Raw genomic sequence first — 25,867 nt, 5'->3', positions numbered from 1 at the left:
GGACGTGGGTTGCTCAAGTCTGCCCGCAAGAAGGAGAAGGACCCCGAGGGGCGGATGTCCCTCGCGGAGCACCTTCGCGAGCTCCGCAACCGGCTCGCGAAGGGGCTCCTCGCCATCACGGTCGTGTCGATCGTGGCGGCTTTCTACAGCCAGCAGCTGATGGAGTTCCTGGCTGATCCGGTGCCGCGCTGCGAGCCGGGGATGGACCCTACGGGCGGCCACTGCGCGAAGGTGACGTTCAACGACCTGCTGTCGCCCTTCACCACCACGGTGAAGGTCAGCCTCATGGTCGGCATAATCGTGTCCAGCCCGGTGTGGCTGTACCAGCTCTGGGCGTTCGTCGCGCCGGGCCTGCACAAGCACGAGCGGAAGTACACCTACTGGTTCGTCGCCGCCGCCGTGCCGCTCTTCTTCGGGGGCGCCTGGCTGGCGTACACGATCATGCCGGTCAGCATGCGGGTCCTGATCAGCATCACGCCCGACCAGGCCGAGAACCTCCTCGCGATGGACAAGATCCTCGACTTCACCGTCAGGATGGTCCTCGTCTTCGGCATCTCCTTCGAGCTGCCCCTGCTCCTGGTGATGCTCAACATGACGGGGATGGTGACCGGACGCCGCATGCTCACGTGGTGGCGCGGCGTGGTCATGGGAGTCTTCATCTTCGGCGCCGTGGCGACCCCGACCACCGACCCCGTCGGCATGATCGCGCTCGCCGGACCGATCGTCGTCCTCTACTTCATGGCCGTCGGCATCTCCTTCCTGAACGACAAGCGCCGCCGCCGCAACGACCCGGACGCCGAGCTCGACGACGACGAGGCCTCCGACCTCGATCTGACGCCCGAGGCCGTCGGTGAGGTCGAATCGGTGCGGTCGCCGCAGGCGCTGCCGGAGCAGGCGGGCACCGGTCGGGCCGATCACCGTGTGAACGGTTTCGACGACGTGACCTGATCTGGTTCCGACGACCTGACCCGACCTTGTAGGGTCCGGCCGTGACCAGCGAGATCACCCTCTTCGTCAATCCCACCGCGGGCCGCGGCCGGGGCGCTCACGCAGCGCAACCGGCCGCTTCCGCGTTGCGGGCCCGTGGCTTCTCCGTCCGCACCGTCATAGGCGAGGACGCCCCTGACGCGCTGCGGCGGGCCCGCGAGGCCGTCGACGGCGGCACGGGAGCGCTGATAGCCGTCGGCGGTGACGGCATGGTGAGCCTCGCGCTGCAGGCCGTCGCGGGGACCCGCACTCCGCTCGGCGTGATCGCCGTGGGGACCGGCAACGACTTCGCGCGGGCGCTCGGCCTCCCGGTGCGCGGGCCCGCCGCCGCGGGGGAGATCGTGGCCGAGGCCCTCAAGGGGACGCGCACCCGCGACGTCGATCTGGGCAGGGCCGGCGGGACCTGGTTCGGGACGGTGCTCGCCTCGGGCTTCGACTCGCGGGTCAACGACCGGGGCAACCGGATGCGGTGGCCCACGGGACGCTTCAAGTACGACATCGCGATGGCCGTGGAACTGGCGGCGTTCAGACCGGTCCCGTACCGCATCACGCTGGACGGCGGCGACGTCCACGAGGTCGAGGCCACGCTCGTCGCGGTCGGGAACGGCACCTCGTACGGCGGCGGCATGAGGATCTGCGCCGGGGCCGACATGAGCGACGGCCTGTTCGACGTCACCGTGGTGGGGGACTGCAGCCGTACGACGCTGCTCAAGGTCTTCCCACGGGTCTACAAGGGCACCCACCTCGACCATCCGAAGATCACCGTGCACCGCGCGGCACGGGTCGAGCTCGCCGCGCCCGGCATCACCGGGTACGCGGACGGGGAGCCGCTGGGCGCGCTGCCGCTGACCGCGGAGTGCGTGCCGGGTGCGGTGCGGGTGCTCGTGCCGTGAGCCGGAACGCGCTGCCGCGGGCCGGGTCACGATATTGATCGTCCGTTGTCAGTGGTGGCCGGTAGTCTCGAAAGCACGATGACAGAGGACCTCTCACCGGCCGAGCGGTACGCGGCGGCGCGCAAGCGCGCTGTCGAGCAGGCCACCGCACTCGCGTCCTTCCGCGAGATGTACGAATTCGGCCTCGACCCCTTCCAGATCGAGGCCTGCCAGGCGCTGGAGGCCGGCAAGGGCGTGCTCGTGGCCGCCCCCACGGGCTCGGGCAAGACGATCGTCGGCGAGTTCGCCGTGCACCTCGCGCTCCTCCAGGGCAAGAAGTGCTTCTACACCACGCCCATCAAGGCGCTCTCCAACCAGAAGTACGCCGACCTCTCCAGGAGGTACGGCGCGGACAAGGTCGGCCTCCTCACCGGGGACAACAGCGTCAACAGCGACGCCCCGGTGGTCGTGATGACCACCGAAGTCCTGCGCAACATGCTGTATTCGGGCTCGCAGTCGCTGCTGAACCTCGGCTATGTGGTCATGGACGAGGTGCACTACCTCTCCGACCGCTTCCGCGGCGCCGTCTGGGAGGAAGTGATCATCCACCTCCAGGAGTCGGTCACGCTGGTCTCCCTGTCGGCCACGGTGTCGAACGCCGAGGAGTTCGGCGACTGGCTCGACACCGTCCGCGGCGACACCGAGGTGATCGTCTCCGAGCACCGGCCCGTGCCGCTCTTCCAGCACGTGCTCGCCGGGCGCCGGATGTACGACCTCTTCGAGGAGGGCGAGGGCCACAAGAAGGCGGTCAACCCGGACCTCACGCGCATGGCCCGCATGGAGGCCAGCCGCTCGTACAACCCGCGCGACCGCCGCAAGGGCAAGATGATCCGCGAGGCCGACCGCGAGCGGGAGCGCAGGCAGCGGTCGCGGATCTGGACGCCGGGCCGCCCCGAGGTCATCGAGCGGCTCGACGCCGAGGGCCTGCTGCCCGCGATCACGTTCATCTTCAGCCGCGCGGCCTGCGAGGCCGCGGTGCAGCAGTGTCTGTACGCGGGTCTGCGGCTGAACGACGACGAGGCGCGGATGACGGTCCGCCAGATCGTCGAGGAGCGCACGTCCTCCATTCCGAACGAGGACCTCCATGTCCTTGGCTACTACGAATGGTTGGAGGGTCTGGAGCGCGGCATCGCGGCGCACCACGCGGGCATGCTGCCCACCTTCAAGGAGGTCGTCGAGGAGCTCTTCGTGCGCGGCCTCGTCAAGGCCGTCTTCGCCACCGAGACCCTCGCGCTCGGCATCAACATGCCCGCGCGCAGCGTGGTGTTGGAGAAGCTCGTCAAGTGGAACGGCGAGCAGCACGCCGACATCACCCCGGGCGAGTACACGCAGTTGACCGGTCGTGCCGGGCGCCGCGGCATCGACGTGGAGGGCCACGCGGTGGTCCTCTGGCAGCGCGCCATGAGCCCCGAGCATCTGGCCGGCCTCGCGGGCACCCGTACGTATCCGCTGCGCTCCAGCTTCAAGCCGTCGTACAACATGGCGGTGAACCTGGTCGAGCAGTTCGGGCGGCACCGTTCGCGCGAGCTCCTGGAGACGTCCTTCGCGCAGTTCCAGGCCGACAAGTCGGTCGTCGGCATCTCCCGTCAGGTGCAGAAGAACGAAGAGGGCCTGGAGGGCTACAAGGCCTCCATGACCTGCCACCTGGGCGACTTCGAGGAGTACGCGCGGCTGCGCCGCGATCTCAAGGACCGCGAGACCGAGCTGGCCAAACAGGGCGCCGCCCAGCGCAGGGTCGCTGCCGCCGCCGCCCTGGAGAAGCTGAAGCCGGGGGACGTCATCCACGTCCCGACGGGGAAGTACGCGGGCCTCGCGCTCGTTCTGGACCCGGGCCTGCCCGCCGGACGGGCCAACGGCCACCGCGGGTTCGACCACGTGGACGGTCCGCGGCCGCTGGTGCTCACCGCCGAGCGGCAGGTGAAGCGGCTCGCGTCCATGGACTTCCCGGTGCCCGTCGAGGCCCTGGAGCGGATGCGCATCCCGAAGTCGTTCAACGCCCGCTCGCCGCAGTCCCGCCGCGACCTGGCGTCCGCGCTGCGCACCAAGGCCGGGCACATCGTCCCCGACCGGCACCGCAGGGGGCGCGCGGCGGCCGCCGACGACCAGGAGATCGCACGGCTGCGCACGGAGCTGCGCGCGCACCCCTGCCACGGCTGCGACGAGCGCGAGGACCACGCGCGCTGGGCCGAGCGCTACCACCGCCTCAAGCGCGACACCTCGCAGCTGGAGCGCCGCATCGAGGGGCGTACGAACACCATCGCCCGCACCTTCGACCGCATCGTCGCGCTCCTCACCGAGCTCGACTACCTCCGCGGTGACGAGGTCACCGAGCACGGCAAGCGGCTCGCCCGGTTGTACGGGGAGCTGGACCTGCTGGCCAGTGAGTGCCTGCGCGCCCGCGTGTGGGAAGGGCTGAGCCCGGCCGAACTGGCCGCGTGTGTCTCCGCGTTGGTCTACGAGTCGCGGGTCGGCGACGACGCGATGGCTCCCAAGCTGCCGTCCGGAGCGGTGAAGGCGTCGCTCGGCGAGATGGTGCGCATCTGGGGCCGCCTGGACGCTCTGGAGGAAGAGTTCAAGATCAGTCAGGCGGAGGGCGTCGGCCAGCGCGAGCCGGACCTGGGCTTCGCCTGGGCGGCGTACATGTGGGCCAACGACAAGGGCCTGGACGAGGTGCTGCGCGAGGCGGAGATGCCGGCGGGTGACTTCGTGCGCTGGTGCAAGCAGGTCATCGACGTCCTCGGTCAGATCTCCGCGGCGGCCCCGCGCGAGGGCAGCACGGTCGCGAAGAACGCCCGCAAGGCCGTCGACCAACTGCTCCGGGGCGTCGTGGCGTACAGCTCGGTGGGCTGAGCACGGGCCGCAGCCCGAACACGGGCCGCACTCCGAACACAGGCCGCACTCCGAACACAGGCCGCACTCCGAACACGGGCGCGTTCCTCGACCGACCGGTCGTCGAACGCGCCCGTTTCGCATGCCCATCAGAGGTCACTCCATGTGTTCGAACGATCGCCAGGTGTGCAAAAGGGGAGAGTGTATGCCTCTCGGTAAGCCCTTTGCAGGGGGTTGCCGAATGTGACTCGGCGATGATTCCGGCGGACTAAGCTCGCCCGGAGCGCGGCGAGTTGAAACGAGTTGCGACGGATTCGCGCGCTTGTTCCCGAAACTCCCGATCGTTCGTTTCGTCATTCCCAAAAATATGTTCCGTCATCCCCCAAAGACGTCATATCCCCCAAGACGAGTGTTCAGAGGGCATACATGGTGAGTGTTCAATCGCCTCCCGGTGGCCGAGAAGTCCCTTACGCGCGCGTGCTGTTGCTGCCCGCCATGCTGATGGCGGCGGCGACCGGAGCCGCCGTCGCCTCGGTGGCGGCGCCGGCCCGGCCCGCCGTCGGCTGGTGCGGCGCCGTCGCGACCCTCATGGTCATCGCGGTCGGCGCCGAGGCGGTGCGCCGCGGCCGGACCATCCGGGGGCAGCGCACGCAGTACGCACAGCGGATCGCCCACCTCGAACGGCGCATCGCATCCCATGACGACGAGACCGTCCGCCTGGGCCGGGAGATCCTGCCCGACGCGCTCTGGCGGCTGCGGCAGGGCGAAGCGCCCGCGGAAGTGATCCGCAACGTCGTCGACAAGGACGAGGTCTACCGCGAACTCCCCGCATCGCAGCGCGACTTGCTTCTCTCCGTCCTCGACACCCTTGACCACGAGGAAGCGATGCGCGAGTCCGCGCAGCGCGCCTTCGTCAACATCGCACGGCGCGTCCAGTCGATCGTCCACCAGCAGTCCGCGGAACTGCGCGACATGGAGGAGTTCCACGGCCGCAACCCGGAGGTCTTCGACGACCTTCTGCGCATCGACCACGGCACCGCCCTGATCGGCCGGCTCGCCGACTCCATCGCGGTGCTCGGCGGCGCCCGTCCCGGCCGCCAGTGGCCCAAGCCCGTACCGCTGTTCAGCGTGTTGCGCGGCGCGATGTCCCGGATCCTCGACTACCCCCGCGTCGAACTGCACTCCATCGCCGACGTCGCGATCCTCGGCACGTCCGTCGAGCCGCTCATCCACGCCTGCGCCGAACTCCTCGACAACGCCACCCGCTACTCGCCCCCGCAGACGAAGGTGCACGTCACCGCCGTCGAGGTGCAGACCGGCATCGCCGTCGAGATCGAGGACGGCGGCGTCAGCCTCAGCGAGGAGGCGCGGGCGCGCGCCGAGCGCATGCTGGCCCAGGCGCAGGCCGGCATCGACCTCAACGACCTCGGTGAGACCCCCCGCCTCGGCATGGCAGTCGTCGGCCGCCTCTCGCAGATGTACAACCTCCAGGTTTCGCTGCGGCAGTCCGCGTACGGCGGGGTCCGCGCGGTGCTCATCGTGCCGCGCGAGATGATGACCACCGGGCCCGCGCCCGGCCTCGCCCACGGCATCGGCGCCTCCGCCGTGCCGCGCGTGGACAACGCGGGACGGACCATCGAGGAGCCCGCCCGCAACATCCGCCGCAAGAAGCCGCGCGTCGTCACCGCGGGCCCGCCACTGCGCTCCCCGCTCACCGCGACCGCGACCATGGCGGACGACGTCCCCGAGGTCACCGAGTGGACGTCGGGCGGCCTGCCGCAGCGCCGCAGCCGCGTCAAGATCTCTCTCAAGGAGCGGTACGCCCAGGAGGCCGAGGCCCAGCGGATCGCCGAGGCCCACGCCGCCGCCACCGCGCCGCCCCCGCCCGCCCCCAAGCGGGAAGAGCCCGAACCGGGCCTGTGGATCGAGGCGTTCATGAAGGGCGTCAAGGGCGAGGACCACCCGGACGGCTCCGATCCGGTGCCCCCGCAGAACAACCACGGCAGCGCCGACGAGAGGGACTGGCAGTGATCCAGCAACGCGCCAACTTCGACTGGATGCTGAAGGAACTCGCCGACGGCGTGCCACAGACCCGGCAGATCGTGGTGCTCTCCGCCGACGGCCTGCGCATCGCGCGCTACGGCGGCGACCCCGACGCGGCCGACCGCATCGCCGCCGCCTGCGCGGGACTCCAGAGCCTCGCCGCGGCCGTGGCCACCGAGATCCCGCACAGCGACGGCGCCATGAAGATGGTCATCATCGAGATCAACGGCGGCTACTTCTACCTGATGGCCGCGGGCGCGGGCGCCTACCTCGCCGTACTCGCCGACGAGACCGTCGACGCGGGCCTCATCGGCACCCGCATGCGCGACCTCGTCGTACGCATCGGGGCGCACCTGACGAGTCCGCCCAGGCGCGACGGGCAGGCCGTATGACTCCTCCGCAAGACTCCTCCCGCGGCTCATCAGGGCAGGGCGGCCACGACGGGCACGCTGATGGTCCGCCGCAGGACGGCACGCCCCCGCAGCGGGAGCGCCGCAGCCCCGAGAACCCGGAGCGGCTGTACATCCTCACCGGCGAGGACTCCGAGCGGGCACCGCTCGACCTCGTCACCCTGATCGTCGCTCAGGGCGAGGCGTCGCCCACGGCCCAGCCGGAACACTCCGCGGTCCTGCGGCTGTGCACGACGCCGCTGTCCGTCGCCGAACTCTCGGCCTACATGGCGCTGCCGTTCAGCGTCGTGACCGTCGTCCTGACGGAGTTACTGGCGACCGAGCTCATCCAGGCGCGCGCTCCCATCGTCCGCTCCGCGCTCCCCGACCGATCCCTCCTCGAAGCGGTGATGCATGGACTTCAGAAGCTCTGAGAACACCGACACCATCTCCGGCCCGCGCAGCGAGGACGTCCTGCCGCACACGGCGGCCGCCGCCGTGAAGGTCGTGATCGTGGGCGGGTTCGGGGTCGGCAAGACGACGATGGTCGGCTCGGTGAGCGAGATCCGCCCGCTGACGACCGAAGAGACCATGACCCAGGCGGGCATCGGGGTCGACGACAACTACGGCTCCGAGTCCAAGACGGCCACCACCGTGGCCATGGACTTCGGGCGCATCAGCATCTCCGAGGAGCTCGTCCTCTACCTCTTCGGCACCCCCGGCCAGGAACGCTTCTGGTTCCTGTGGAACGGCCTCTTCGAAGGCGCGCTCGGCGCGGTCGTGCTCATCGACACCCGCCGTCTGGAGGTCAGCTTCGACGTGATCGGTCGCCTGGAGGAGCGCGGCGTGCCGTTCGTCGTGGCCGTCAACGACTTCCCGGACGCGCCCGCGCATCCGTTCGAGACCCTGCGCAGGGCGCTCGACCTGGAGCCCGCGGTGCCGATCATGGCGTGCGACGCCCGCCGCAGGGAGTCCAGCCGGGACGTCCTGATGACCCTGATGCGCTACCTCCACTCCCTGACGGTGACCCGCGTCTGACCGCACCCGCCGTCTCCCGTATCCAGCAACCCGGACACCCTTCAGCGAAACCCGGAGCGACGACCGTGACGACTCCCTCCCCCTCCTGGCCCGGCACCGACGAGCCGGCCGCCGCGCCCCCGGGCTGCCCCGCCCACGGCCTCGGCCCCGGTGGCCTGCGCCGCCTCTACGGCCCCGAGGCGGACGCCGACCTCGCGGGCCTGTACGAGAAACTGCGCGCCGAGCACGGCGCGGTGGCGCCCGTGCTGATCCACAACGACGTGCCGATCTGGGCGGTGCTCGGCCACAGCGAGAACCTCCACATGGTCCGCACCCCCTCGCAGTTCACCCGCGACTCGCGCCGCTGGCGGGCCGTGCAGGACGGCACGGCGGGTCTCGACCATCCGCTCGCGCCCGTCTTCACCTGGCAGCCGATGTGCAGCTTCGTCGAGGGCGACGAGCACCAGCGGCTGCGCGGCGCGGTCACCGGCGCCATGTCGGGCATCGACCACCGCGGCATCCGCCGCTACATCAACCGCTACACGAACCACCTCCTCAACGACATCTGCCAGGACGGCCGCGCCGACCTCGTCAGCCGGTTCGCCGAGCATCTGCCGATGATGGTGATGTGCCACGTCCTCGGCATGCCCGAGGAGTACAACGAGCGCATGGTGCAGTCCGCCCGCGACATGATCAGGGGCACCGAGACCGCCATCGCCAGCAACGCGTACGTGATGGAGGTCCTCATGGGCCTGGTGGCGCGGCGCCGCGCCAACCCCGAGGAGGACTTCACCAGCAGCCTCATCGCGCATCCCGCGCAGCTCACCGACGACGAGGTCGGCGCGCACCTGCGCCTGGTCCTCATCGCCGCGTACGAGGCGACCGCCAACCTCATCGCGAACGTCCTGCGGATGGTCCTCACCGACCCGCGCTTCCGCGCCCAGCTCAGCGGCGGCCAGATGACGGTCCCCGAGGCGGTCGAGCAGTCCCTCTGGGACGAACCGCCGTTCAGCGCGATGATCGGCTACTTCGCCAAACAGGACACCCAGCTCGGCGGCCGGCGCATCCGGGCGGGCGACGGCCTGATCATGGGCATCGCGCCGGGCAACGTCGACCCGGTCGTACGCCCCGATCTCGCCGCCAACATGCAGGGCAACCGCTCGCACCTCGCGTTCGGCGGCGGGCCGCACGAGTGTCCCGGCCAGGACATCGGCCGCGCCATCGCGGACACCGGCGTCGACGCGCTCCTGATGCGGCTTCCTGATGTCGAACTGGACGTCGACGAGCGCGAGCTGCGGTGGACGTCGACGATCATGTCCCGGCATCTGGTGGCGCTGCCGGTCAAGTTCGCGCCGCGCCCCCCGCAGGACGTGATGGCCCGGCCCTCGGCGCAGATGCCGGCGCCGCGCAGGGACTGGCAGGTGTCGTCACCGCCGCCGCGCCGGCCGGAGACCGCCGTGCCGCCCGCGCAGCCGGCGGCCCCCGCCGCTCCGGCCGCGGCGCCCGGTGCCGCCCGGCCCAAGGGGGCCTGGCAGCGCTTCCTCGTCTGGTGGCGCGGGTACTGACGGCTACCGCGCCCAGGTGTCGTACGCCGCCCAGGCGCCCAGCGTCCGGCGGCTGACGAAGCGGTGCGCGACGCCCGTGACCGGGTCCGTGAACTCCAGGACGCGCGCCAGGAGTTGCAGCGGCCGCCGGAAGTCGTCCGGCGCCACGGGCCCGGTCACCACCGGGTAGACCGGGTCGCCGAGGATCGGCAGGCCCAACGCGTTCATGTGGACGCGGAGTTGGTGGGTGCGGCCGGTGTGCGGGGTGAGGCGGTAGCGGCCGAGGCCGTCGCGGGTCCCGACGAGTTCGATCAGGCTCTCGCTGTTCGGCTCGGCGCCCGCCACCTCGTACGCCGCGATGATTCCGCGCTCCTTCACGATGTGACTGCGTACCGTCCGCGGGAGCGGTACGTCGGGGTCGTACGGCGCCACCGCCTCGTACTCCTTCTGTACGCGGCGATCGCTGAACAGCGTCTGGTACGCGCCGCGTTCCTTTGGCCGCACGGTGAACAGCAGAAGCCCGGCGGTCAGCCGGTCCAGGCGGTGTGCGGCGCCGAGCGTCGGGATGCCGAGCTCCTTGCGCAGCCGGGCGAGCGCGGTCTGGGTGACGTGGCCGCCGCGCGGCATCGTCGCGAGGAAGTGCGGCTTGTCCACGACGACGATGTGCTCGTCGCGGTGGACGACGTCGAGGGTGAACGGCACGGTGACCTCCGGGCGGAGATCGCGGTGGAACCAGACGAAGGCGCCCGGCATGTAGGGCGCGTCGGGGGTCACCGGCGTGCCGTCCGCGCCGACGATCCTGCCGTCCCGCAGCATCGCGTCGATGACGCCAGGACCGGCCGCGAGCCGTTCCACCAGGTGGTCGCGCACGGTGGACCACGCCCCGTCGAGCGGCAGCCTGACGCGGGCGGGGTCGACGCCGTCGCGCTGGGGGAGCGGGGCGGGCGGGATGCGGGGCTTGCGTGTCATCAGGGGGTCAGCGTACGGGGCGCCGCAGGGCACGGGCTGCCGTCGGTGGTGGTGGGAGCGTTCGCGGGCCGCTGGGGTCGGACGGTGTGCGGGGCGCGCGGGCGCGGGGTGCAAGAACCCATGTGCGCCCCGGAAAACCACTGCCGCCGCCCGTGCGCCGCTGGCACGATGCGCCCATGCCCTTCAAGATCTCTGACATCGTCGCGGCCGGCACTCTCGCGCGCCGCGCGCAGCCCACGCTGTCCGCCGCGGGCGGCCTGGTCCTGCGCCCCTGGGCGGCCGCGGACGCGCCCGCCGTGTACGAGGCGTTCCAGGACCCCGTGATCCAGCGCTGGCACGCCCGCGTGGCCGACTCCGAGAGCGAGGTGCGCGGCTGGATGGAGGGCTGGCGCAAGGCATGGGCGGACGAGCGCGACGCCTACTGGGCGATCGCCGACGCCGGCACCGACCAGGTCGTCGGCCGGGTCGCGCTGCGCTACATCGTGCTCGGTGACGGCCAGGCGGAAGTCGCGTACTGGACCATGCCGTCGGCGCGCGGCCGGGGTGTCGCCCCGCGCGCCGTCACCGCGCTCACGGAGTGGGCGTTCGAGGAAGTCGGCCTGCACCGCCTGGAGTTGAGCCACTCGACGGCCAACGAACCGTCCTGCCGTGTCGCCCTGAAGACCGGCTTCGCCGTGGAGGGCACCAAACGCAGCGCGCTGCTGCACGAGGACGGCTGGCACGACATGCACCTGCACGCGCGCGTCAGGGGCGACGGGCCCGCCGCGCCGGCGTGACGCAGGGAGCGGGTGCTACGACGCCCGCTCCTGCTCCGACTCCACCTGCGCGTTCCACTCCCGCTTGGAGGCCTGCCAGCCGTCCTCGTTGTGCCCGAGGCGCCAGTAGCCGGAGATGGACAGGCGCTCGCGGGGGATCTCGCGCTCCACGCGCAGATAGCGGCGGAGCTCCTTCACGAAGCCGGCCTCGCCGTGCACGAACGCGTGCGGGACGCCCTCGGGGAACTCCAGTGAGCGGACGGTCTCGACCAGGAGCTCGCCGACCGGGCGCTCGCCGCGGTGCAGCCAGACGATCTCCGCGTCCGTCGCGATCTTCTGCTCCTCCGCCGGGCCCTCGACCTCGATGAAGACGTGGGCGACGGCGCCTTCGGGCAGCGCCTCGGCCGCGGCGGCGATGGCGGGCAGGGCGCTCTCGTCACCGGCGAGCAGATGCCAGTCGGCGTCCGCGTCCGGGGCATAGCCCCCGCCGGGGCCGAGGAAGCGCACCGTGGCGCCCGCCTCGGCGTCGCGCGCCCACGGTCCGGCGAGACCCTCGTCGCCGTGGATCACGAAGTCGAGGGCCAGCTCGCGGGCCTCGGGGTCCCACCAGCGCACCGTGTACGTCCGCGTCACCGGCCACTGCTCGCGCGGGAACTCCTCGCGGATGCGCTGCATGTCGAAGGGCTCGGGGTAGGTGACGCCCTCGGCGTCGAAGAGCAGCTTCACGTAGTGATCGGTGCACTCGCCGGCCGCGAACTCGGCGAGTCCAGCGCCGCCGACGACCACGCGCTGCATGTGCGGGGTCAGCCGCTCCGTGCGCACGACCCGCGCGACATGGGTCTTCGGTGCTTTGCGTGCCGGACGTTCTGCCATGGCGACGATCTCCCCTGATCAAAAATTGCTTAGGCTTACCTAAGCTACACCTCATGTGTGCAGGGTGGAGAGCAGCCGCTGCAGCGAACCGCCCAGGCCCCACCTGGCCGCGAGGTCGTCGAGGGCGGCGGGATCGCGCGGCTCGCGCGGCAGGGCGGTGTCGACATCCGGCAGGGGTACGTCGCCCGCGACCCGCACGACCTTCGGCGCGACCGCCACGTACGCCCTGGACTCGTCGAGCCGCCTGCGCTGCGACGGGGTGAGCTTCGACTTCGGGTCGTCGACGGCGGCCATGATCCCGGCCAGGTCCCCGAAGGCGTCCAGGAGCTTGGCCGCCGTCTTCTCGCCGATGCCGGGCACGCCGGGCAGGCCGTCGCTGGGATCGCCGCGGAGCAGGGCCAGGTCGACATAGCCGGGGCCGTCCACGCCGTACTTCTCGCGCAGCCACGCCTCGTCCGTCGTCTGGAGGGTGCCGACGCCCTTCAGGGGATAGAGGACGCGGATGCCGCGCTCGTCGTCCACCAGTTGGTAGAGGTCGCGGTCGCCGGTGACGATGTCCACCGGGCCGGTGGCGCGGGCCGCGAAGGTGCCGATCACGTCGTCCGCCTCGTACGCCTCGACGCCGACGCGGGCGATGCCGAGCGCGTCGAGGACGGCCTCGATGACCGGCACCTGCGGCGAGAGCGTGTCCGGGATCTCCTCGGCGTCCGCGCCCTGCGGGACCTCCTCGGCGACGCGATGCGCCTTGTAGGAGGGGATGAGTTCGACCCGCCAGTGCGGGCGCCAGTCCGCGTCCATGCACGCGACGAGGTCGTCAGGACGGTGGTCCTGGACGAGGCGGGTGATGAAGTCGAGCAGTCCGCGCACGGCGTTGACCGGGGTGCCGTCCGGCGCCTTCACGGAGTCGGGGACCCCGAAATAGGCCCGGAAGTAGAGGGAGGCCGTGTCGAGAAGCATGAGCCGTCGAGTTCGCTGAGTCACATCGCGCATCATGCCGCACGGCACCGACAGCGCGGCCGCGTTGCGCATCGCGCCCCACCGTGCCGAGTACGCAACGGATGTGAGCTGGGCCACTCTCGGGTTTGCTTCGGATAAGTCGGGGCAGGGGCGCACCCGGAGCGAACCCGGTCGAAGGTTCAACTTTTTCGTTCGGTAAGCGGGCAGACGCCGCGTCGCTCCACGGCCCGCCGGCGGGGGAGGCGGGCCGTCTTGGTTCAACCCGAGAGGTGTATGTGTCCAGGCTGCAGGCCGAGCACTTGTACAAAGTGTTCGGCAGACGACCCGATGACGCGGTGGAGAAAATCCGCCACGGAGCCGACCGAGAGGAGCTGCGCGCCGACGGCACCACCGCTGCCGTCATCGACGCCTCCTTCGAGGTCGAGCCGGGCCAGATCTTCGTCGTCATGGGTCTCTCCGGATCCGGCAAGTCCACGTTGCTGCGCATGCTCAACGGACTGTCGGAGCCGACGGCCGGTCACGTGCGCTTCGACGGTCAGGACCTGACCGAGCTGAGCGCCAAGGAAATGCGGGAGGTGCGCTCCAAGAAGATCAGCATGGTCTTCCAGCACTTCGCGCTCTTCCCGCACCGCAGCGTTCTGGAGAACGCCGGCTACGGCCTCGAGGTGCAGGGCATCCCGCGCGCCGAGCGCGAGAGGCGCGCCACCGAGGCGCTGGAGCTCGCGGGCCTCAAGGGCTGGGAGAAGTCCTGGCCCGACGAGCTGTCCGGCGGCATGCAGCAGCGCGTGGGCCTGGCCCGCGCGCTCGCCACCGACGCCGACCTGCTCCTCATGGACGAGTCGTTCAGCGCGCTCGACCCGCTGATCCGCCGCGACATGCAGGACCAGCTCCTGGTGCTCCAGAAGCGGCTGAAGAAGACCATCGTCTTCATCACCCACGACCTCAACGAGGCCATGCGCCTGGGCGACCAGATCGCCGTCATGCGCGACGGCCGCATCGTCCAGATCGGCAACGCCGAGGACATCCTCGTCACCCCGGCCAACGACTACGTGGCCGCGTTCACGCAGGACGTCGACCGCTCCCGCGTGCTCACGGCGGGCGCGATCATGGCCGACCCCGACAAGGACTTCGTACGGGCCGACGCCCCCGCGACGGTCACCGCGGACACCCCGATCATCGAGCTGTTCACGCCCTGCTCCACGAGCGAGGTGCCGGTCGCCGTGACCGACGGCGACGGCGAGCTCGTCGGCGTCGTGCCGCGGGCCAGGCTGCTCGCCGTGCTCGGCGAGCCGATGGACTCCGCGGATGAGCCGCAGGAGAGCAAGAAGGTGGTCAGCGGTGCCTAGGATTCCCTTCGGCGACTGGGTCAACGACTCGGTCGAATGGCTCAGAACCCATATGGACTGGCTGTTCGATTTCATCAAGACCCTGTTCCAGAACATGTGGGACGGCGTCTACGACGTCCTCTCCGGCCCCGAGCCGCTGCTGATGGCGGGCATCCTCGCCGTCATCGCGTTCTGGCTGCGCGGCCTGCTCGGCGGTGTCCTCTCCTTCGTGGGCTTCGCGTTCATCGTGTCCCTGGAGCTGTGGGACAACGCGATGATGACGCTGGCCCTGGTGCTCGTCTCGACGTTCGTGGCGCTGGTCATCGCCGTGCCCGTGGGCATCTGGGCGGCGCGCTCCAAGACGGTCAGCGGCATAGTCAGGCCCGTCCTGGACTTCATGCAGACGCTGCCCGCGATGATCTACCTCATCCCGGCGCTGCTGTTCTTCCGGATGGGCGCCCCCGCGGGCATCGTCGCCACGATCGTCTTCGCGCTCGCCCCCGGCGTGCGCATGACCGAGCTCGGCATCCGCCAGGTCGACAAGGAGCTGGTCGAGGCCGCCGACGCGTTCGGCACCACGCCCCGCAACACCCTGTTCCGCGTCCAGCTGCCGCTGGCCCTGCCGACGATCATGGCCGGTGTCAACCAGGTCATCATGCTCGGCCTCTCCATGGCGGCCCTGACCGGCATGGTCGGCACCCCGGGCCTCGGCGCGGACGTGAACGCGGCCATCGGCCAGCTCGACGTCGGGCTCGGCGCGGAGGCGGGCGTCTCCATCGTGATCCTCGCCATCTACCTGGACCGCGTCACCAGCGGCCTGGGCGGCCAGGTCTCGCCGCTCGGCCGGCGCGCGTTCGCCAAGCTGCGGGCCGCACAGGGTCTGAACATCTGGAACTACCGCCCCCGGCCCGTCGTCGCGATGGTCGGTGTCGTCGTCCTCGCGCTCGTCGCGGGCGGCATGGGCATCTTCGGCGGCACCAAGTCCGAGCCCGTGGCCGACTCCGACAATGTCGGCCAGGGCAAGGAAATCAACATCGGCTACATCAACTGGGACGAGGGCATCGCCTCCACCTTCCTCTGGAAGGAGGTCCTGGAGCAGCGCGGCTTCAAGGTGAACGCCAGCCTCCTCGACGCGGGGCCGCTCTACACCTCGCTCGCCCAGGGCGACGTCGACTTCCAGACCGACGCGTGGCTGCCGACGACGCACGCCACGTACATGAAGAAGTACGGCGACAAGCTGGAGAACCTCGGCGCCTGGTACGACCAGACGTCCCTGGAGCTGGCCGTCCCCGCGTACATGAAGGACGTGAACTCGCTCGCGGACCTCAAGGGCAAGGGCGGCACGTTCGACGGCAAGATCACCGGCATCGAGCCGAGCGCCGGTGAGATGCAGCTCCTGAAGAGCAAGATCCTCAAGGAGTACGGCCTCGACAAGGAGTACAAGGTCGTCGACGGCTCCACCACCGCGATGCTGTCCGAGCTGAAGGCGGCGTACGCGAAGAAGGAGCCGATCGTCGTTCCGCTCTGGTCGCCGCACTGGGCGTACAACGACTTCGACCTGAAGAAGCTCAAGGACCCGAAGGGCGCCTGGGGCAAGGGCGACGGTGTGCACTCGCTGGCGCGGCAGGGCTTCTCGAAGGAGAACCCGCAGGTCGCCAAGTGGCTCAAGAACTTCAAGATGGACGAGAAGCAGCTCACCAGTCTTGAAGCGGAGATCAACAAGGCCGGCAAGGGCAAGCAGCAGGACGCCGTGCGCGCCTGGCTGAAGAAGAACCCGAAGGTCGTCGACAAGATCGCTCCGCTGCCGGAGAACACCGGCGGCGAGGAGAAGAAGCGCCCGCTGAAGGCCGCGTACTTCGCCTGGGACGAGAACGTCGCCGTCACCAACCTGTGGAAGCGCGTCCTGGAGAAGCGCGGCTACAAGATGGAGCTGACCCCGGCGGACGTCGGCCCGGCCTACACCGGTCTCGCGCAGGGCGACATCGACCTGAACCTGGACGCCTGGCTGCCCACCGCGCAGAAGACGTACTGGGAGAAGAACAAGGCCGACCTCAAGGACCTCGGTTCCTGGTACAGCCCGACCTCCCTCGAAGTCGCCGTCCCGTCCTACGTCAAGGATGTGAAGTCGCTCGCCGACCTCAAGGGCAAGGGCGACAAGTTCAAGGGCAAGATCATCGGTATCGAGCCGGGCACCGGCGTGATGCAGGCCCTCAAGGACAAGGTCCTGCCGGGCTACGGCCTGGAGGACGAGTACGAGATCGCCGCGGGCTCGACCCCCGCGATGCTCTCCGAGCTGAAGACCGCGTACGCGAAGAAGGAGCCGATCGCGGTTCTGCTCTGGTCGCCGCACTGGGCGTACAGCGAGTACGACCTGACCAAGCTGAAGGACCCCAAGGGCGGCTTCGGCAAGGGCAACACGATCCGCACGCTCTCCAGCAAGGACTTCCCTGACCAGTACCCGCAGCTCACGAAGTGGCTCAAGAACTTCAAGATGAGCGAGAAGGAACTGGCCTCTCTGGAGAACGAGATCAACAAGGCGGGCAAGAACAACGAGCCCAAGGCCGTCGACGCCTGGCTGAAGAAGAACCCGGGCTTCGAGGAGAAGATGACGGCTGTGAAGTAGTCGCACGCCGCCGCACTCCTGGGGGTGGGCCTCGCCTTGTGGCGAAGCCCACCCCTTCCGGCGTTCCGGCGGGGCCGCCGACTCCTTAACCTCGACCGAGCCCATCTCGAACGCCTGAACGTGAGATCCAGCCCGTGAGACCCCGCCCGTGACCGTGACCGCGAGGCAGCCGAGGACGGCGCTCTTCCTCGCCGCCGCCACACTGGCCCTCGCCGCCGCCCTGCTCGTCGCACAGCTCGCGCGGGCCGACGCAGGACCCGCCTCCGCCGGCACCGCACGCCTCGCCGCACTCGCCGAGGACGTGACCGCGGCCGACGGACACCGCTACGACGCGCGGGACCACACCGGCCGCACCATGGACGCCGCCCAGATCGAGCAGGCCCCGGACGGCCGCTACCTCGCCGTCTACCACACGCTCCTGCCCGACGGCCGCTTCCACGCCGCCGTCGCCACCTCCACCGACCTGCGCCACTGGCAGCGCCGCCACGACTTCGGCCCCGGCACGCACCAGGCCGCGCTCGCGCACGACGGACGAGGGGGCTACGTCCTCGCGTACGAGAAGGACCCGCGCAACCACATCGCCGTCCGGGCCTACGAGAACCTCACGGCACTGCTCGACGGGCGCGCCCGACGCACCTTCGACGCGCCGCTGACCCTCTCGCGCTGCGCCGAGGGAACCCCCGGCATCACCGCGGTGCGCGGCGCCACGATCCACCTCACCGGCCACTACCGGGCGGGCTGCGACACCGACCGCCAGCTGCGCGCCACCCTCACCGGCTTCCGCCACTGGCACGCCGAACCCGACCGGCGCATGGACCGCGCCGTGCGCGCCAGGGGCAACGGCGGCAACATCGGCGACCGGGCGACCCTGGAACTCGGCGGGCAGCGCGTGGTGCTCGTCGAGGGCCAGGGACGGCGCGGCGACTTCGGCAGCTGGGGCACCTACGCGTACGACCCCCCGAGTGGCCGTGCGGACCGCCTCGACATCCGCACGCACGGCGGCAGCCGCGCCTTCGCCAACCCGTCGGCCACCCTCCTCACCGACCCGCGGGGCCGTCCCGCCCTGCTCGTCAGCCTGTTCGTACCGGCTGAGGGTTCCGCTCCCGGGGAGGCCGGACAACTGCTCTACTGGCACGAGCTGTAGCTCCATCGGCACAAGCTGTGGGGGCCGGTCCGGGCAACGGGGCGAAACCGTTTGGCGAACATGCGTAGGGTGCAGAAAACCCCTCAGGGTTGCGAGCGGCCGATGCGCTGAAGGGAGCCGAGGCGATGGACGAGCACAAGGAGACCCTCCGGGTGGGCTCTGCCGTGCGGCGGCGCCGCCGCCAGCTGGAGCTCACCCTCGCCGTCGTCGCCGAGCGCAGCGGACTCTCCGTGCCGTTCCTCAGCCAGATCGAGAACGAGCGCGCCCGCCCCAGCTCGCGGTCCCTGCAGCGGGTCGCCGACGCGCTGTGCACCACCGACGTGGAGCTCCTCGCCGCCGCCGACCCGGCCCGCACCGTCGAGGTGGTGCGCGCCGACGACGACACGGACCTGGACGGCTCCACCCCCGACGCCCGCGTACGCGAACTGGCGCGCGGCCACCACCAGCTGCACGCCCTGGAGTTCATCGGGGACCACGACGAGGGCCGCGAGTTCCAGCACCGCAACGACGAGCTGATGTACGTCGTCGAGGGCGCCGTGGAGATGGAGGCCGAGGGCCGGGCCTACCGCCTGGGACGCGGCGACACCCTGTTCCTCACGGGCGGCGTGCGCCACCGCTGGCGGGCCACCGTGCCGGACACCCGGGTCCTGGTGGTCGCCGTGGGGGACCACATCGAAGCGGTGGACGACAGGGGGCGCTGACGTGCCGCTCGCGCGCGGCCCGCTGCGGGTCGTCTCGCTCGTGCCGTCGCTGACCGAGGCGATCGCCGTCACCGTGCCGGGCGCGCTGGTCGGGGCGACCGACTGGTGCAGCCATCCGGCGGACCTCGACGTACGGCGGGTGGGCGGCACCAAGAACCCCGACGTGCCCCGCGTCGTCGCCCTCGCCCCCGACCTGGTCGTCGCCAACGAGGAGGAGAACCGCGCCCCCGACCTGGCGGCGCTGCGCGCGGCGGGCGTCGAGGTTCTTGTGACGGAGGTGCGGACGCTGGACCAGGCCTTCCGGGAGCTGACACGGGTCCTGGCGGCGTGCGGGGCGGGGCGGCCGCGGTGGCTGGAGGAGGCGGAGGAGGCGTGGGCGGCCCTGCCGTGCCCCTCGGCCCGGCTGCGGGCGGCGGTCCCGATCTGGCGGCGGCCATGGATGGTCCTCGGCAGCGACACGTTCGCGGCCGACCTGCTCGCGCGCCTGGGCGTCGACAACGCGTACGCCGGTCACGCCGAGCGGTACCCCCGCGTACCGATCGAGGAACTGCGGGCAGCGGACCTGGACGTGGTGGTCCTGCCCGACGAGCCGTACCGCTTCACGCGCGACGACGGCCCCGAGGCGTTCCCGCCGGGCACACCGACCGCGCTGGTCAGCGGCCGCCACCTCACCTGGTACGGGCCGTCGTTGGCCGAGGCACCGGCGGTGCTCAGCGCGGCGCTGCGAGCAGCCGTCCGCTGACGATGCCGCGCAGGGTGTGGGTCAGGGCCACCGCCACGGCGGTCACGAGGAAGGCGAAGAGGGCGGCCGCGAGCCAGTCGAAGACCGCGAGGCCGGTGTGCTCGCCGAGGCCCTTCGCGCCGGTCACGCAGGTGCCGACGGGGAAGGTGAACGCCCACCAGGTCATCGCGAAGCCCATGCCGCGGCGCCGGGCGCGCACCACCATGGCGCCGGCGAGTGCCAGCCACATCAGGGCGAAGCCCATCACGGGCACTCCGTAGAGCACGGCGAAGGCGAGGAAGCCGCGGTCGAGGGCGGCGGGGACGATGCCCGGTGCGAAGTCGGCGAACTTGTTGGTCGCGGTCGTCGACTGGCCCAGCGGGCCGAGGACCAGGAACAGGGTGGGCGTGAGCGCGAGGGGCAGCGGACCCGCGGTCACCAGGCGGGCGAAGATCAGCGGCAGCATCACCAGGGTGGCGAGCAGGCTCAAGCCGAACATTGCGAAGCAGGCGTACAGCATGGTCTGCTGGGCCTGGCCCGCGGGCAGGTGGGGGATGAGCAGGGGGCCGACGGCCGCCGAGACCATCGGGGCCACCACGGGCAGCAGCCACACCGGCGAGGCATGGTCGGCGGCGATGCGGTGCCGGACCACCATCAGGTACGGGATGGCGACGGCCGCCGCGAGCCCGATGGCGGTGCCCGCGGTGAACAGCACGGTGTCGATCGCGACGGCCGCGCCCGTGCCGATCCAGTCCTCGCCGACGATCAGGGTGCCGCCGCCGACGGCGAGCAGCGCCATCGACAGACAGCCGTAGAAGGGGGCCACGGTCGCGTCGAGGAGGTGGGCGCGGGCCTGGTCGCGGTGGTGGATCCAGTGCACGGCACGGGCGGTGAGCAGGACGGCGAGCATCACGGACGACAGCGCCCACACCACCGTGCAGCCCGTGCGCAGCCCCGGGAACCCGTACGGCAGTGTCGCGCCGGCGTTGGCGACGACGGCGGTGCCCATGACGGACGCGTACCAGTTCGGCCCGAGGTGACGGACGGCCAGGACGCGGGTGCCGGTGGCGGTGGGGGCGCTTGCGGAGGCGGCGGGGGAGGCGCCTGCGGGGGCGGCGGGGTGAGCGGTGGTGACCATGAGTCCACGGTCGTGCAGGGTGGAGTCCGCCACCAGAGAGCGCCCTTCTATGGGGACATAAGCTGGCTTTATGAGTATGTCCCCCGAGTATCCCGAGTCCCCCGGGTCTTCTCCCGGCCCGAGTGCCCCCGACGCGGCGCTCGCGCACCGCGTGCCCGACCTCGGCGCGCTTCAGCTGCTGCTCGCCGTGGCACGGCTCGGCAGCCTCGGGCGGGCCGCGCGGGAGCTGGGCATCACACAGCCCGCGGCGAGCAGCCGGGTGCGCGCCATGGAGCGGCAGCTCGGCGTCGCCCTCGTCGACCGGTCGCCGCGCGGTTCGCGCCTCACGGACGCGGGTGCCCTGGTCACCGACTGGGCGGGCCGGATCGTGGAGGCGGCGGAGGCGTTCGACGCGGGGGCGCAGGCGCTGCGCGTCCGGCGGGACTCACGGCTGCGGGTCGCGGCCAGCATGACGATCGCCGAGTATCTGCTGCCGGGCTGGCTGATCGCCCTGCGGACCCAGCGGCCGGACACGGCGGTGTCCCTGCTCGCGGGCAACTCCGCGGCCGTCGCGTCCCGGCTGCTGGCGGGCGAGGCGGACCTCGGCTTCGTCGAGGGGCTCACCGTGCCGGGCGGGCTCGACGAGGTGGTCATCGCGCACGACCGGCTGGTCGTCGTGACCGCGCCGGGGCACCCGTGGGCGCGGCGCAGGAAACCGCTCGCGGCGGCGGAGCTCGCGGCGACGCCGCTGATCCTGCGCGAGGAGGGTTCGGGCACCCGGCAGGTCCTCGACGCGGCGCTCGGCGGCCTCGCCCGCCCGCTGATCGAGCTGTCGTCCACGACGGCGGTGAAGGCCTCGGCGGTCAGCGGCGCGGGCCCTTCGGTCCTGAGCGAACTCGCGGTGGGTGAGGAGCTGGCGGCCCGGCGCCTGGTGGAGATCCCGCTGGCGGAGGTCCGGCTCCGCAGGGAGCTGCGGGCGGTCTGGCCGACGGGGCACCGGCCTGCGGGGCCGGCACGGGACCTGCTGGCGTTGACGCGGAGCGGAGCGGGGGCGGGGGGCCGACGGTCTTGAGCCGCAGGGGTGCAAACAGAGTGTTCACAATGAACCGTTGACTACACGGTGTGTGTCGGCCCATGCTGGACGCATGTCGCATCCTGAACAGCCCGAGACCGTCGACCCGTTCACGCCCCCGCACCCCGAACAGGCCCGCGCCCAGCGCGTGTACGCGTCGCTGATGCGGGTCGCCGAGCGGCACGCCGCCGACGACGAGCAGCGCAGGCGCCAGGTGCACCCTGCCGTCCTCGGCCCGCACGAAGCCGTGCGGCTCGTGTCGTTCCTGCTCAGCGGCGCCGCGAAGCCCGTCGACGGCGAGCCCGAGGTGGACCACGCCGACATCACGGCGGCCCTCACCCTCCTGCCGCTGGTCAGGGGCGAGCTGGACGAGCTGGAGACCGGCCTCCTCCAGATGGCGCGCGGCCGCGGCATGACCTGGCCGGAGATCGCTTTCGGCCTCGGGCTCGGCACCCCGCAGGCCGCCCGGCAGCGGTACGAGCGGCTGGCGTCGCGGACGGCGGGCGAGGCGGAGTAGCCCCCGGCGGACCGGGCGGCACCCGGTGGCATGGAAATTCCCTGGCAGCCGACCCGGGGTCCCGCCCACCATGGGTGGCATGAACCCCACCGCACCCCCGGCGACCGGCGTCCGCACCCCCTGGTGGCAACTCCCCCCGCACGTACGGGACGGGCTGGCGGACGCGCTCGGCGCACCCGTGGCCGAGGCGGTGACGCAACGCGGCGGGTTCTCGCCGGGCGCCGCCGCCCGGGTGCGGCTCGACGACGGACGGCGGGCGTTCGTGAAGGCCGTCAGCTCCGAGGCCAACCCGGGCAGCCCCGCGCTGCACCGCGCCGAGGCCAGGCACTCCGCCGCCCTGCCCGAGTCCGTGCCCGCGCCCCGGCTCCTCGCCACCTACGACGACGGGACCTGGGTCGCGCTCGCCTTCGAGGACGTCGACGGGAGGCAGCCCCATGTGCCGTGGCGCGCCGAGGAGTTCGAGCGCGTCCTGGACGCGGTGGACGCCCTCTCGCGGGACCTGACGCCCTCGCCCGTCGCCGCTCCCTCCGCCGGCGAAGCCGTGGCGGGCATGTTCCGGGGATGGGAACGGCTCGTCGAGCAGGGCGCGGAGAGCGACGACAGGCTCGACCCGTGGGCCCGGCGCCATCTGTCCGGCCTCGCCGAACTCGCCGCGCCCTCGGCCGCGTCCGTCGTGGGCGACACCCTCGCCCACGCCGACCTGCGCGCCGACAACATGCTGTTCACGTCCGACGGTGGCCGGGTCGTCTTCGTCGACTGGCCGCACGCCGTGCGCGCCGCGCCCTGGTTCGACCTGCTCGTCATGCTGCCGTGCGTGCGGGCGCAGGGCGGCCCCGACCCGGAGGAGGTGTTCACCGCCCAGCGGGTGGGCCGGGGCGCCGACCCGAAGGCGGTGACCGCGGCGCTGGCGGGCCTCGCCGGATTCTTCGTACAACACTCCCTGCTGCCCGATCCGCCCGGCCTGCCGACCCTGCGCGCCTTCCAGGCCGCCCAGGGCGCGGCCGCCCTGGACTGGCTCAGGACGCGGCTCGGACCAGCGCTGCCATGACGCGCGTGTCCTCACCCATCTCCGGATGCCACTGCACGCCGAGCGCCCAGGCGGGATGGGGGAGCTCGACGGCTTCGACGGTGCCGTCCTCCGCGTACGCCGACACCACGAGGCCCCTGCCCAGGCGGTCCACCGCCTGGTGGTGGTAGGCCGGTACGTCCGTCGACGCGTCCGGCACGATCGACGCGTAGAGCGTGCCGGGGACCGGCTTCACCGGGTGCGTGCCGAACACGCCCACCGTCTCCGCGTGCCCGTCCATGTGCTGGATCAGTGTCCCGCCGAGCGCCACGTTCATGAGCTGCATGCCCCGGCAGATGCCGAGCAACGGTGTGCCTGACGCCAACGCGGCCTCGATCAGGGCGAGTTCCCAGGCGTCACGCTCCGGGGCGGGCGGCCCGGTGCGCTCCTCGCGCACCGCCCCGTACCGTCCGGGCTCCACGTCCGGGCCGCCCGCGACGACCACGCCGTCGAGCCGGGCGACGACGGACTCCGCGTACGACGGGTCGTCGGGCGGCAGCATCGCGGCGATGCCGCCCGCCGCCTGCACGAGACGCGGATATCCGGCGGGCAGCAGGGCCGCGGGCAGCTGCCACACGCCCCAGCTCACCTTGGGTTCCAGGTAGGTGCTGACCCCGATCAGCGGCCTGCCGCTCACTGCGCTCTCGCTCTCCGTCACTGTTCTCCTCACGATCGTGATCAGTCGCGTTCCAACTCTGCCTCGGCCGCCGCGAGCGCCGCGAACTCCTCCTCCGGTGCGCGCGCCACCAGGTGCTTGCGGCTGTACATCCCGAAGTAGGCGATGGCGACCACGTACACCGAGAGCGCGATGAGCGCCGCCGTCACGTCCACAAGGAACGTCGCGACGAGCGCCGCACAGGCGAGGACCAGCGCCACCGACGACGTCAGGATGCCGCCCGGCGTGCGGTAGGGCCGCTCCAGGGCGGGCTCGCGGCGGCGCAGCACGATGTGCGAGAGCGACATCAGGGCGTACGAGATGGTCGCGCCGAAGACCGCGACGTTCAGCATGCGGGCGCCGTCCCCGGTGGCCGCGGCGAGCCCGAACCCGATCGCGCCCGGCACGAGCAGACCCAGGTAGGGGGCCTTGCGGCTGCTGGTGAGCGAGAGGAAGCGGGGGAGGTAGCCGGCGCGGGAGAGCGCGAAGAGCTGGCGCGAGCCCGCGTAGATGAGGGAGAAGAAGGAGGCGATCAGACCCGCGAGGCCCGCGTAGTTGATGACGCGGCTCAGGCCGGTCGCGTCACCGTCCGGTTGCAGCGCCTCGACCAGGGGGTTGCCCGCGTCCTGGATGGCGTTCGCGCCGCGTGCGCCCGCCGACGCGAAGAAGGTGAGCAGCGCGAGGGCGACGAGAATGGCCATCGACCAGCGGATCGCGCGCGGCAGCGTGCGCGCCGGGTCCTTCGTCTCCTCGGCGGCCAGCGGGACACCCTCGACCCCGAGGAAGAACCACATGCCGAACGGGAATGCCGCCCAGATGCCCAACAGGCCCATCGGCAGCCAGGAGTTGGCGCCGAAGGCGTCCTTGTCGACGGCGATGTCGTTCAGCTTCGAGGCGTCGAAGCCCATGAACGCGCCGACCGCGAAGACCAGCAGCGCCACCACCGCGACGCCGGTGACGACGAAGCTGAAGCGCAGCGCCTCGCCGACGCCCCACAGATGGATGCCGATGAAGATCACGAAGCAGGCCAGATAGACCGGCCAGCCCGAGGTGAGCCCGAAGAGGCCGAGCGACTCGACGTAGTCGCCGATGAAGATGGAGATCGCGGCGGGCGCCAGTATGTACTCGATCAGGATCGCCGTGCCGGTCAGGAAGCCGCCCCAGGGGCCGAGCGCCCGGCGCGCGAAGCCGTAGCCGCCGCCCGCCGTGGGCAGCACGGACGACAGCTCCGCCAGCGAGAAGACCATGCACGCGTACATCACGCCCATCAGCGCCATCGCGATCGCGAGGCCGCCGAAGCCGCCCTCCGCGAGGCCGAAGTTCCAGCCGGAGAAGTCGCCGGACACGACGTAGGCGACGCCGAGGCCGGTGAGCAGCAGCCAGCCCGCGCTGCCCCTGCGGAGCGTTCTGCGTTCCAGGTAGTCGTCCGCCGGTTCGGCGGGGTTCGGCTTGCTCGACTCCACGGTCATGGCACGGCTCCCATGCGACGGCACTGCGGCGGGGTGACTCAGACGGGCGACCCGATGTACGGGCGACTCGATGTACGGGTGACCCGATGTACGGGTGACCCGATGTACGGGCGGCTCAATGGAACGAAGCCATACCTTTGCCGTGCGAGGCGCGAGAAAGCA

23 protein-coding genes are annotated in these 25,867 nt (G+C 71.4%); 17 read left to right on the top strand and 6 right to left on the bottom strand.

Translation table 11 applies throughout. The annotated features are described in order from the left end of the window. Positions 1-54 precede the first annotated feature (54 nt). From tatC to AB0N81_RS14730, 8 genes are all read left to right on the top strand, one after another. Positions 55-948, top strand: a complete 894-nt coding sequence (gene tatC, locus AB0N81_RS14765; RefSeq protein ID WP_365358430.1) for a twin-arginine translocase subunit TatC — start codon at positions 55-57, stop codon at positions 946-948. Between the two features lie 41 nt (positions 949-989). Further along, positions 990-1,880 carry a diacylglycerol kinase gene (locus AB0N81_RS14760; protein ID WP_365358195.1) on the top strand — a complete coding sequence of 297 codons (891 nt, stop codon included), beginning with the start codon at positions 990-992 and terminating at the stop codon, positions 1,878-1,880. 78 nt (positions 1,881-1,958) lie between these two features. After that, the gene (locus AB0N81_RS14755) at positions 1,959-4,769 is read left to right on the top strand and encodes a DEAD/DEAH box helicase (RefSeq protein ID WP_365358194.1); all 2,811 of its coding nucleotides are present in this window, start codon (positions 1,959-1,961) and stop codon (positions 4,767-4,769) included. A 405-nt stretch (positions 4,770-5,174) separates the two neighbouring features. Continuing rightward, positions 5,175-6,779, top strand: coding sequence for an ATP-binding protein (locus tag AB0N81_RS14750; RefSeq protein ID WP_365358193.1), 1,605 nt, complete (start codon positions 5,175-5,177; stop codon positions 6,777-6,779). Next, positions 6,776-7,183: a roadblock/LC7 domain-containing protein gene (locus tag AB0N81_RS14745; RefSeq protein WP_365358192.1), complete on the top strand. Its 408-nt coding sequence runs from the start codon at positions 6,776-6,778 to the stop codon at positions 7,181-7,183. Before AB0N81_RS14750 ends, AB0N81_RS14745 begins: the two co-directional genes overlap by 4 nt. Further along, positions 7,180-7,614, top strand: a complete 435-nt coding sequence (locus AB0N81_RS14740; protein WP_365358191.1) for a DUF742 domain-containing protein — start codon at positions 7,180-7,182, stop codon at positions 7,612-7,614. The genes AB0N81_RS14745 and AB0N81_RS14740 overlap by 4 nt, the downstream gene beginning before the upstream one ends. Further along, positions 7,595-8,218, top strand: a complete 624-nt coding sequence (locus tag AB0N81_RS14735; RefSeq protein WP_365358190.1) for an ATP/GTP-binding protein — start codon at positions 7,595-7,597, stop codon at positions 8,216-8,218. The genes AB0N81_RS14740 and AB0N81_RS14735 overlap by 20 nt, the downstream gene beginning before the upstream one ends. 65 nt (positions 8,219-8,283) lie before the next feature. Further along, positions 8,284-9,762: a cytochrome P450 gene (locus tag AB0N81_RS14730; RefSeq protein ID WP_365358189.1), complete on the top strand. Its 1,479-nt coding sequence runs from the start codon at positions 8,284-8,286 to the stop codon at positions 9,760-9,762. A gap of 3 nt (positions 9,763-9,765) precedes the next feature. On the opposite strand, the gene AB0N81_RS14725 is transcribed toward AB0N81_RS14730, so the two are convergent. Then, positions 9,766-10,710, bottom strand: a complete 945-nt coding sequence (locus tag AB0N81_RS14725; RefSeq protein WP_365358188.1) for an RluA family pseudouridine synthase — start codon at positions 10,708-10,710, stop codon at positions 9,766-9,768. 176 nt (positions 10,711-10,886) lie between these two features. Here AB0N81_RS14725 and AB0N81_RS14720 point away from each other — a divergent pair, with 176 nt between their 5' ends. Continuing rightward, a complete protein-coding gene (locus AB0N81_RS14720; RefSeq protein WP_365358187.1) occupies positions 10,887-11,486 on the top strand; it encodes a GNAT family N-acetyltransferase in 600 nt (199 codons plus the stop codon). Positions 11,487-11,501: 15 nt separating this feature from the next. On the opposite strand, the gene AB0N81_RS14715 is transcribed toward AB0N81_RS14720, so the two are convergent. Beyond that, the gene (locus AB0N81_RS14715) at positions 11,502-12,338 is read right to left on the bottom strand and encodes a siderophore-interacting protein (protein WP_365358186.1); all 837 of its coding nucleotides are present in this window, start codon (positions 12,336-12,338) and stop codon (positions 11,502-11,504) included. A gap of 51 nt (positions 12,339-12,389) precedes the next feature. After that, entirely contained in the window at positions 12,390-13,367 is a 978-nt protein-coding gene (locus tag AB0N81_RS14710) for a 5'-3' exonuclease (protein WP_365358185.1), read from the bottom strand. A gap of 203 nt (positions 13,368-13,570) precedes the next feature. On the opposite strand from AB0N81_RS14710, the gene AB0N81_RS14705 reads away from it, so the two are divergent. From AB0N81_RS14705 to AB0N81_RS14685, 5 genes are all read left to right on the top strand, one after another. Further along, positions 13,571-14,641, top strand: coding sequence for a glycine betaine/L-proline ABC transporter ATP-binding protein (locus AB0N81_RS14705; RefSeq protein ID WP_365358184.1), 1,071 nt, complete (start codon positions 13,571-13,573; stop codon positions 14,639-14,641). Then, positions 14,634-17,243 (top strand): ABC transporter permease/substrate binding protein, encoded by a 2,610-nt coding sequence (locus tag AB0N81_RS14700; protein WP_365358183.1) that lies wholly within the window; start codon positions 14,634-14,636, stop codon positions 17,241-17,243. Before AB0N81_RS14705 ends, AB0N81_RS14700 begins: the two co-directional genes overlap by 8 nt. 148 nt (positions 17,244-17,391) lie before the next feature. Further along, positions 17,392-18,387, top strand: coding sequence for a hypothetical protein (locus AB0N81_RS14695; protein ID WP_365358182.1), 996 nt, complete (start codon positions 17,392-17,394; stop codon positions 18,385-18,387). A gap of 125 nt (positions 18,388-18,512) precedes the next feature. Beyond that, positions 18,513-19,088, top strand: a complete 576-nt coding sequence (locus tag AB0N81_RS14690) for a cupin domain-containing protein (RefSeq protein WP_365358181.1) — start codon at positions 18,513-18,515, stop codon at positions 19,086-19,088. A 22-nt stretch (positions 19,089-19,110) separates the two neighbouring features. Next, entirely contained in the window at positions 19,111-19,830 is a 720-nt protein-coding gene (locus AB0N81_RS14685; protein ID WP_365358428.1) for a helical backbone metal receptor, read from the top strand. Here the strand turns inward: AB0N81_RS14685 and AB0N81_RS14680 are convergent. Further along, on the bottom strand, positions 19,799-20,947 hold the full coding sequence (locus AB0N81_RS14680; protein ID WP_365358180.1) for a TDT family transporter: 1,149 nt from the start codon (positions 20,945-20,947) through the stop codon (positions 19,799-19,801). The genes AB0N81_RS14685 and AB0N81_RS14680 overlap by 32 nt on opposite strands. Before the next feature lie 76 nt (positions 20,948-21,023). Between AB0N81_RS14680 and AB0N81_RS14675 the strand changes: the two genes are divergently transcribed. From AB0N81_RS14675 to AB0N81_RS14665, 3 genes are all read left to right on the top strand, one after another. Further along, the gene (locus tag AB0N81_RS14675; RefSeq protein ID WP_365358426.1) at positions 21,024-21,998 is read left to right on the top strand and encodes a LysR family transcriptional regulator; all 975 of its coding nucleotides are present in this window, start codon (positions 21,024-21,026) and stop codon (positions 21,996-21,998) included. A gap of 73 nt (positions 21,999-22,071) precedes the next feature. Then, positions 22,072-22,515, top strand: a complete 444-nt coding sequence (locus AB0N81_RS14670; RefSeq protein ID WP_365358179.1) for a DNA-binding protein — start codon at positions 22,072-22,074, stop codon at positions 22,513-22,515. Between the two features lie 79 nt (positions 22,516-22,594). After that, a complete protein-coding gene (locus AB0N81_RS14665; RefSeq protein ID WP_365358178.1) occupies positions 22,595-23,563 on the top strand; it encodes an aminoglycoside phosphotransferase family protein in 969 nt (322 codons plus the stop codon). Here AB0N81_RS14665 and AB0N81_RS14660 read toward each other — a convergent pair. Then, on the bottom strand, positions 23,532-24,218 hold the full coding sequence (locus AB0N81_RS14660) for a gamma-glutamyl-gamma-aminobutyrate hydrolase family protein (RefSeq protein ID WP_365358424.1): 687 nt from the start codon (positions 24,216-24,218) through the stop codon (positions 23,532-23,534). The genes AB0N81_RS14665 and AB0N81_RS14660 overlap by 32 nt on opposite strands. Positions 24,219-24,259: 41 nt before the next feature. After that, on the bottom strand, positions 24,260-25,705 hold the full coding sequence (eat, locus tag AB0N81_RS14655) for an ethanolamine permease (RefSeq protein ID WP_365358177.1): 1,446 nt from the start codon (positions 25,703-25,705) through the stop codon (positions 24,260-24,262). Between the last annotated feature and the right edge of the window lie 162 nt (positions 25,706-25,867).

The sequence above is a fragment of the Streptomyces sp. NPDC093510 genome, from assembly GCF_040683555.1.
Taxonomy (GTDB): domain Bacteria; phylum Actinomycetota; class Actinomycetes; order Streptomycetales; family Streptomycetaceae; genus Streptomyces.
The sequence above is the reverse complement of the archived record's forward strand: the minus strand, read 5'-3'. Positions and strand labels throughout refer to the sequence as shown.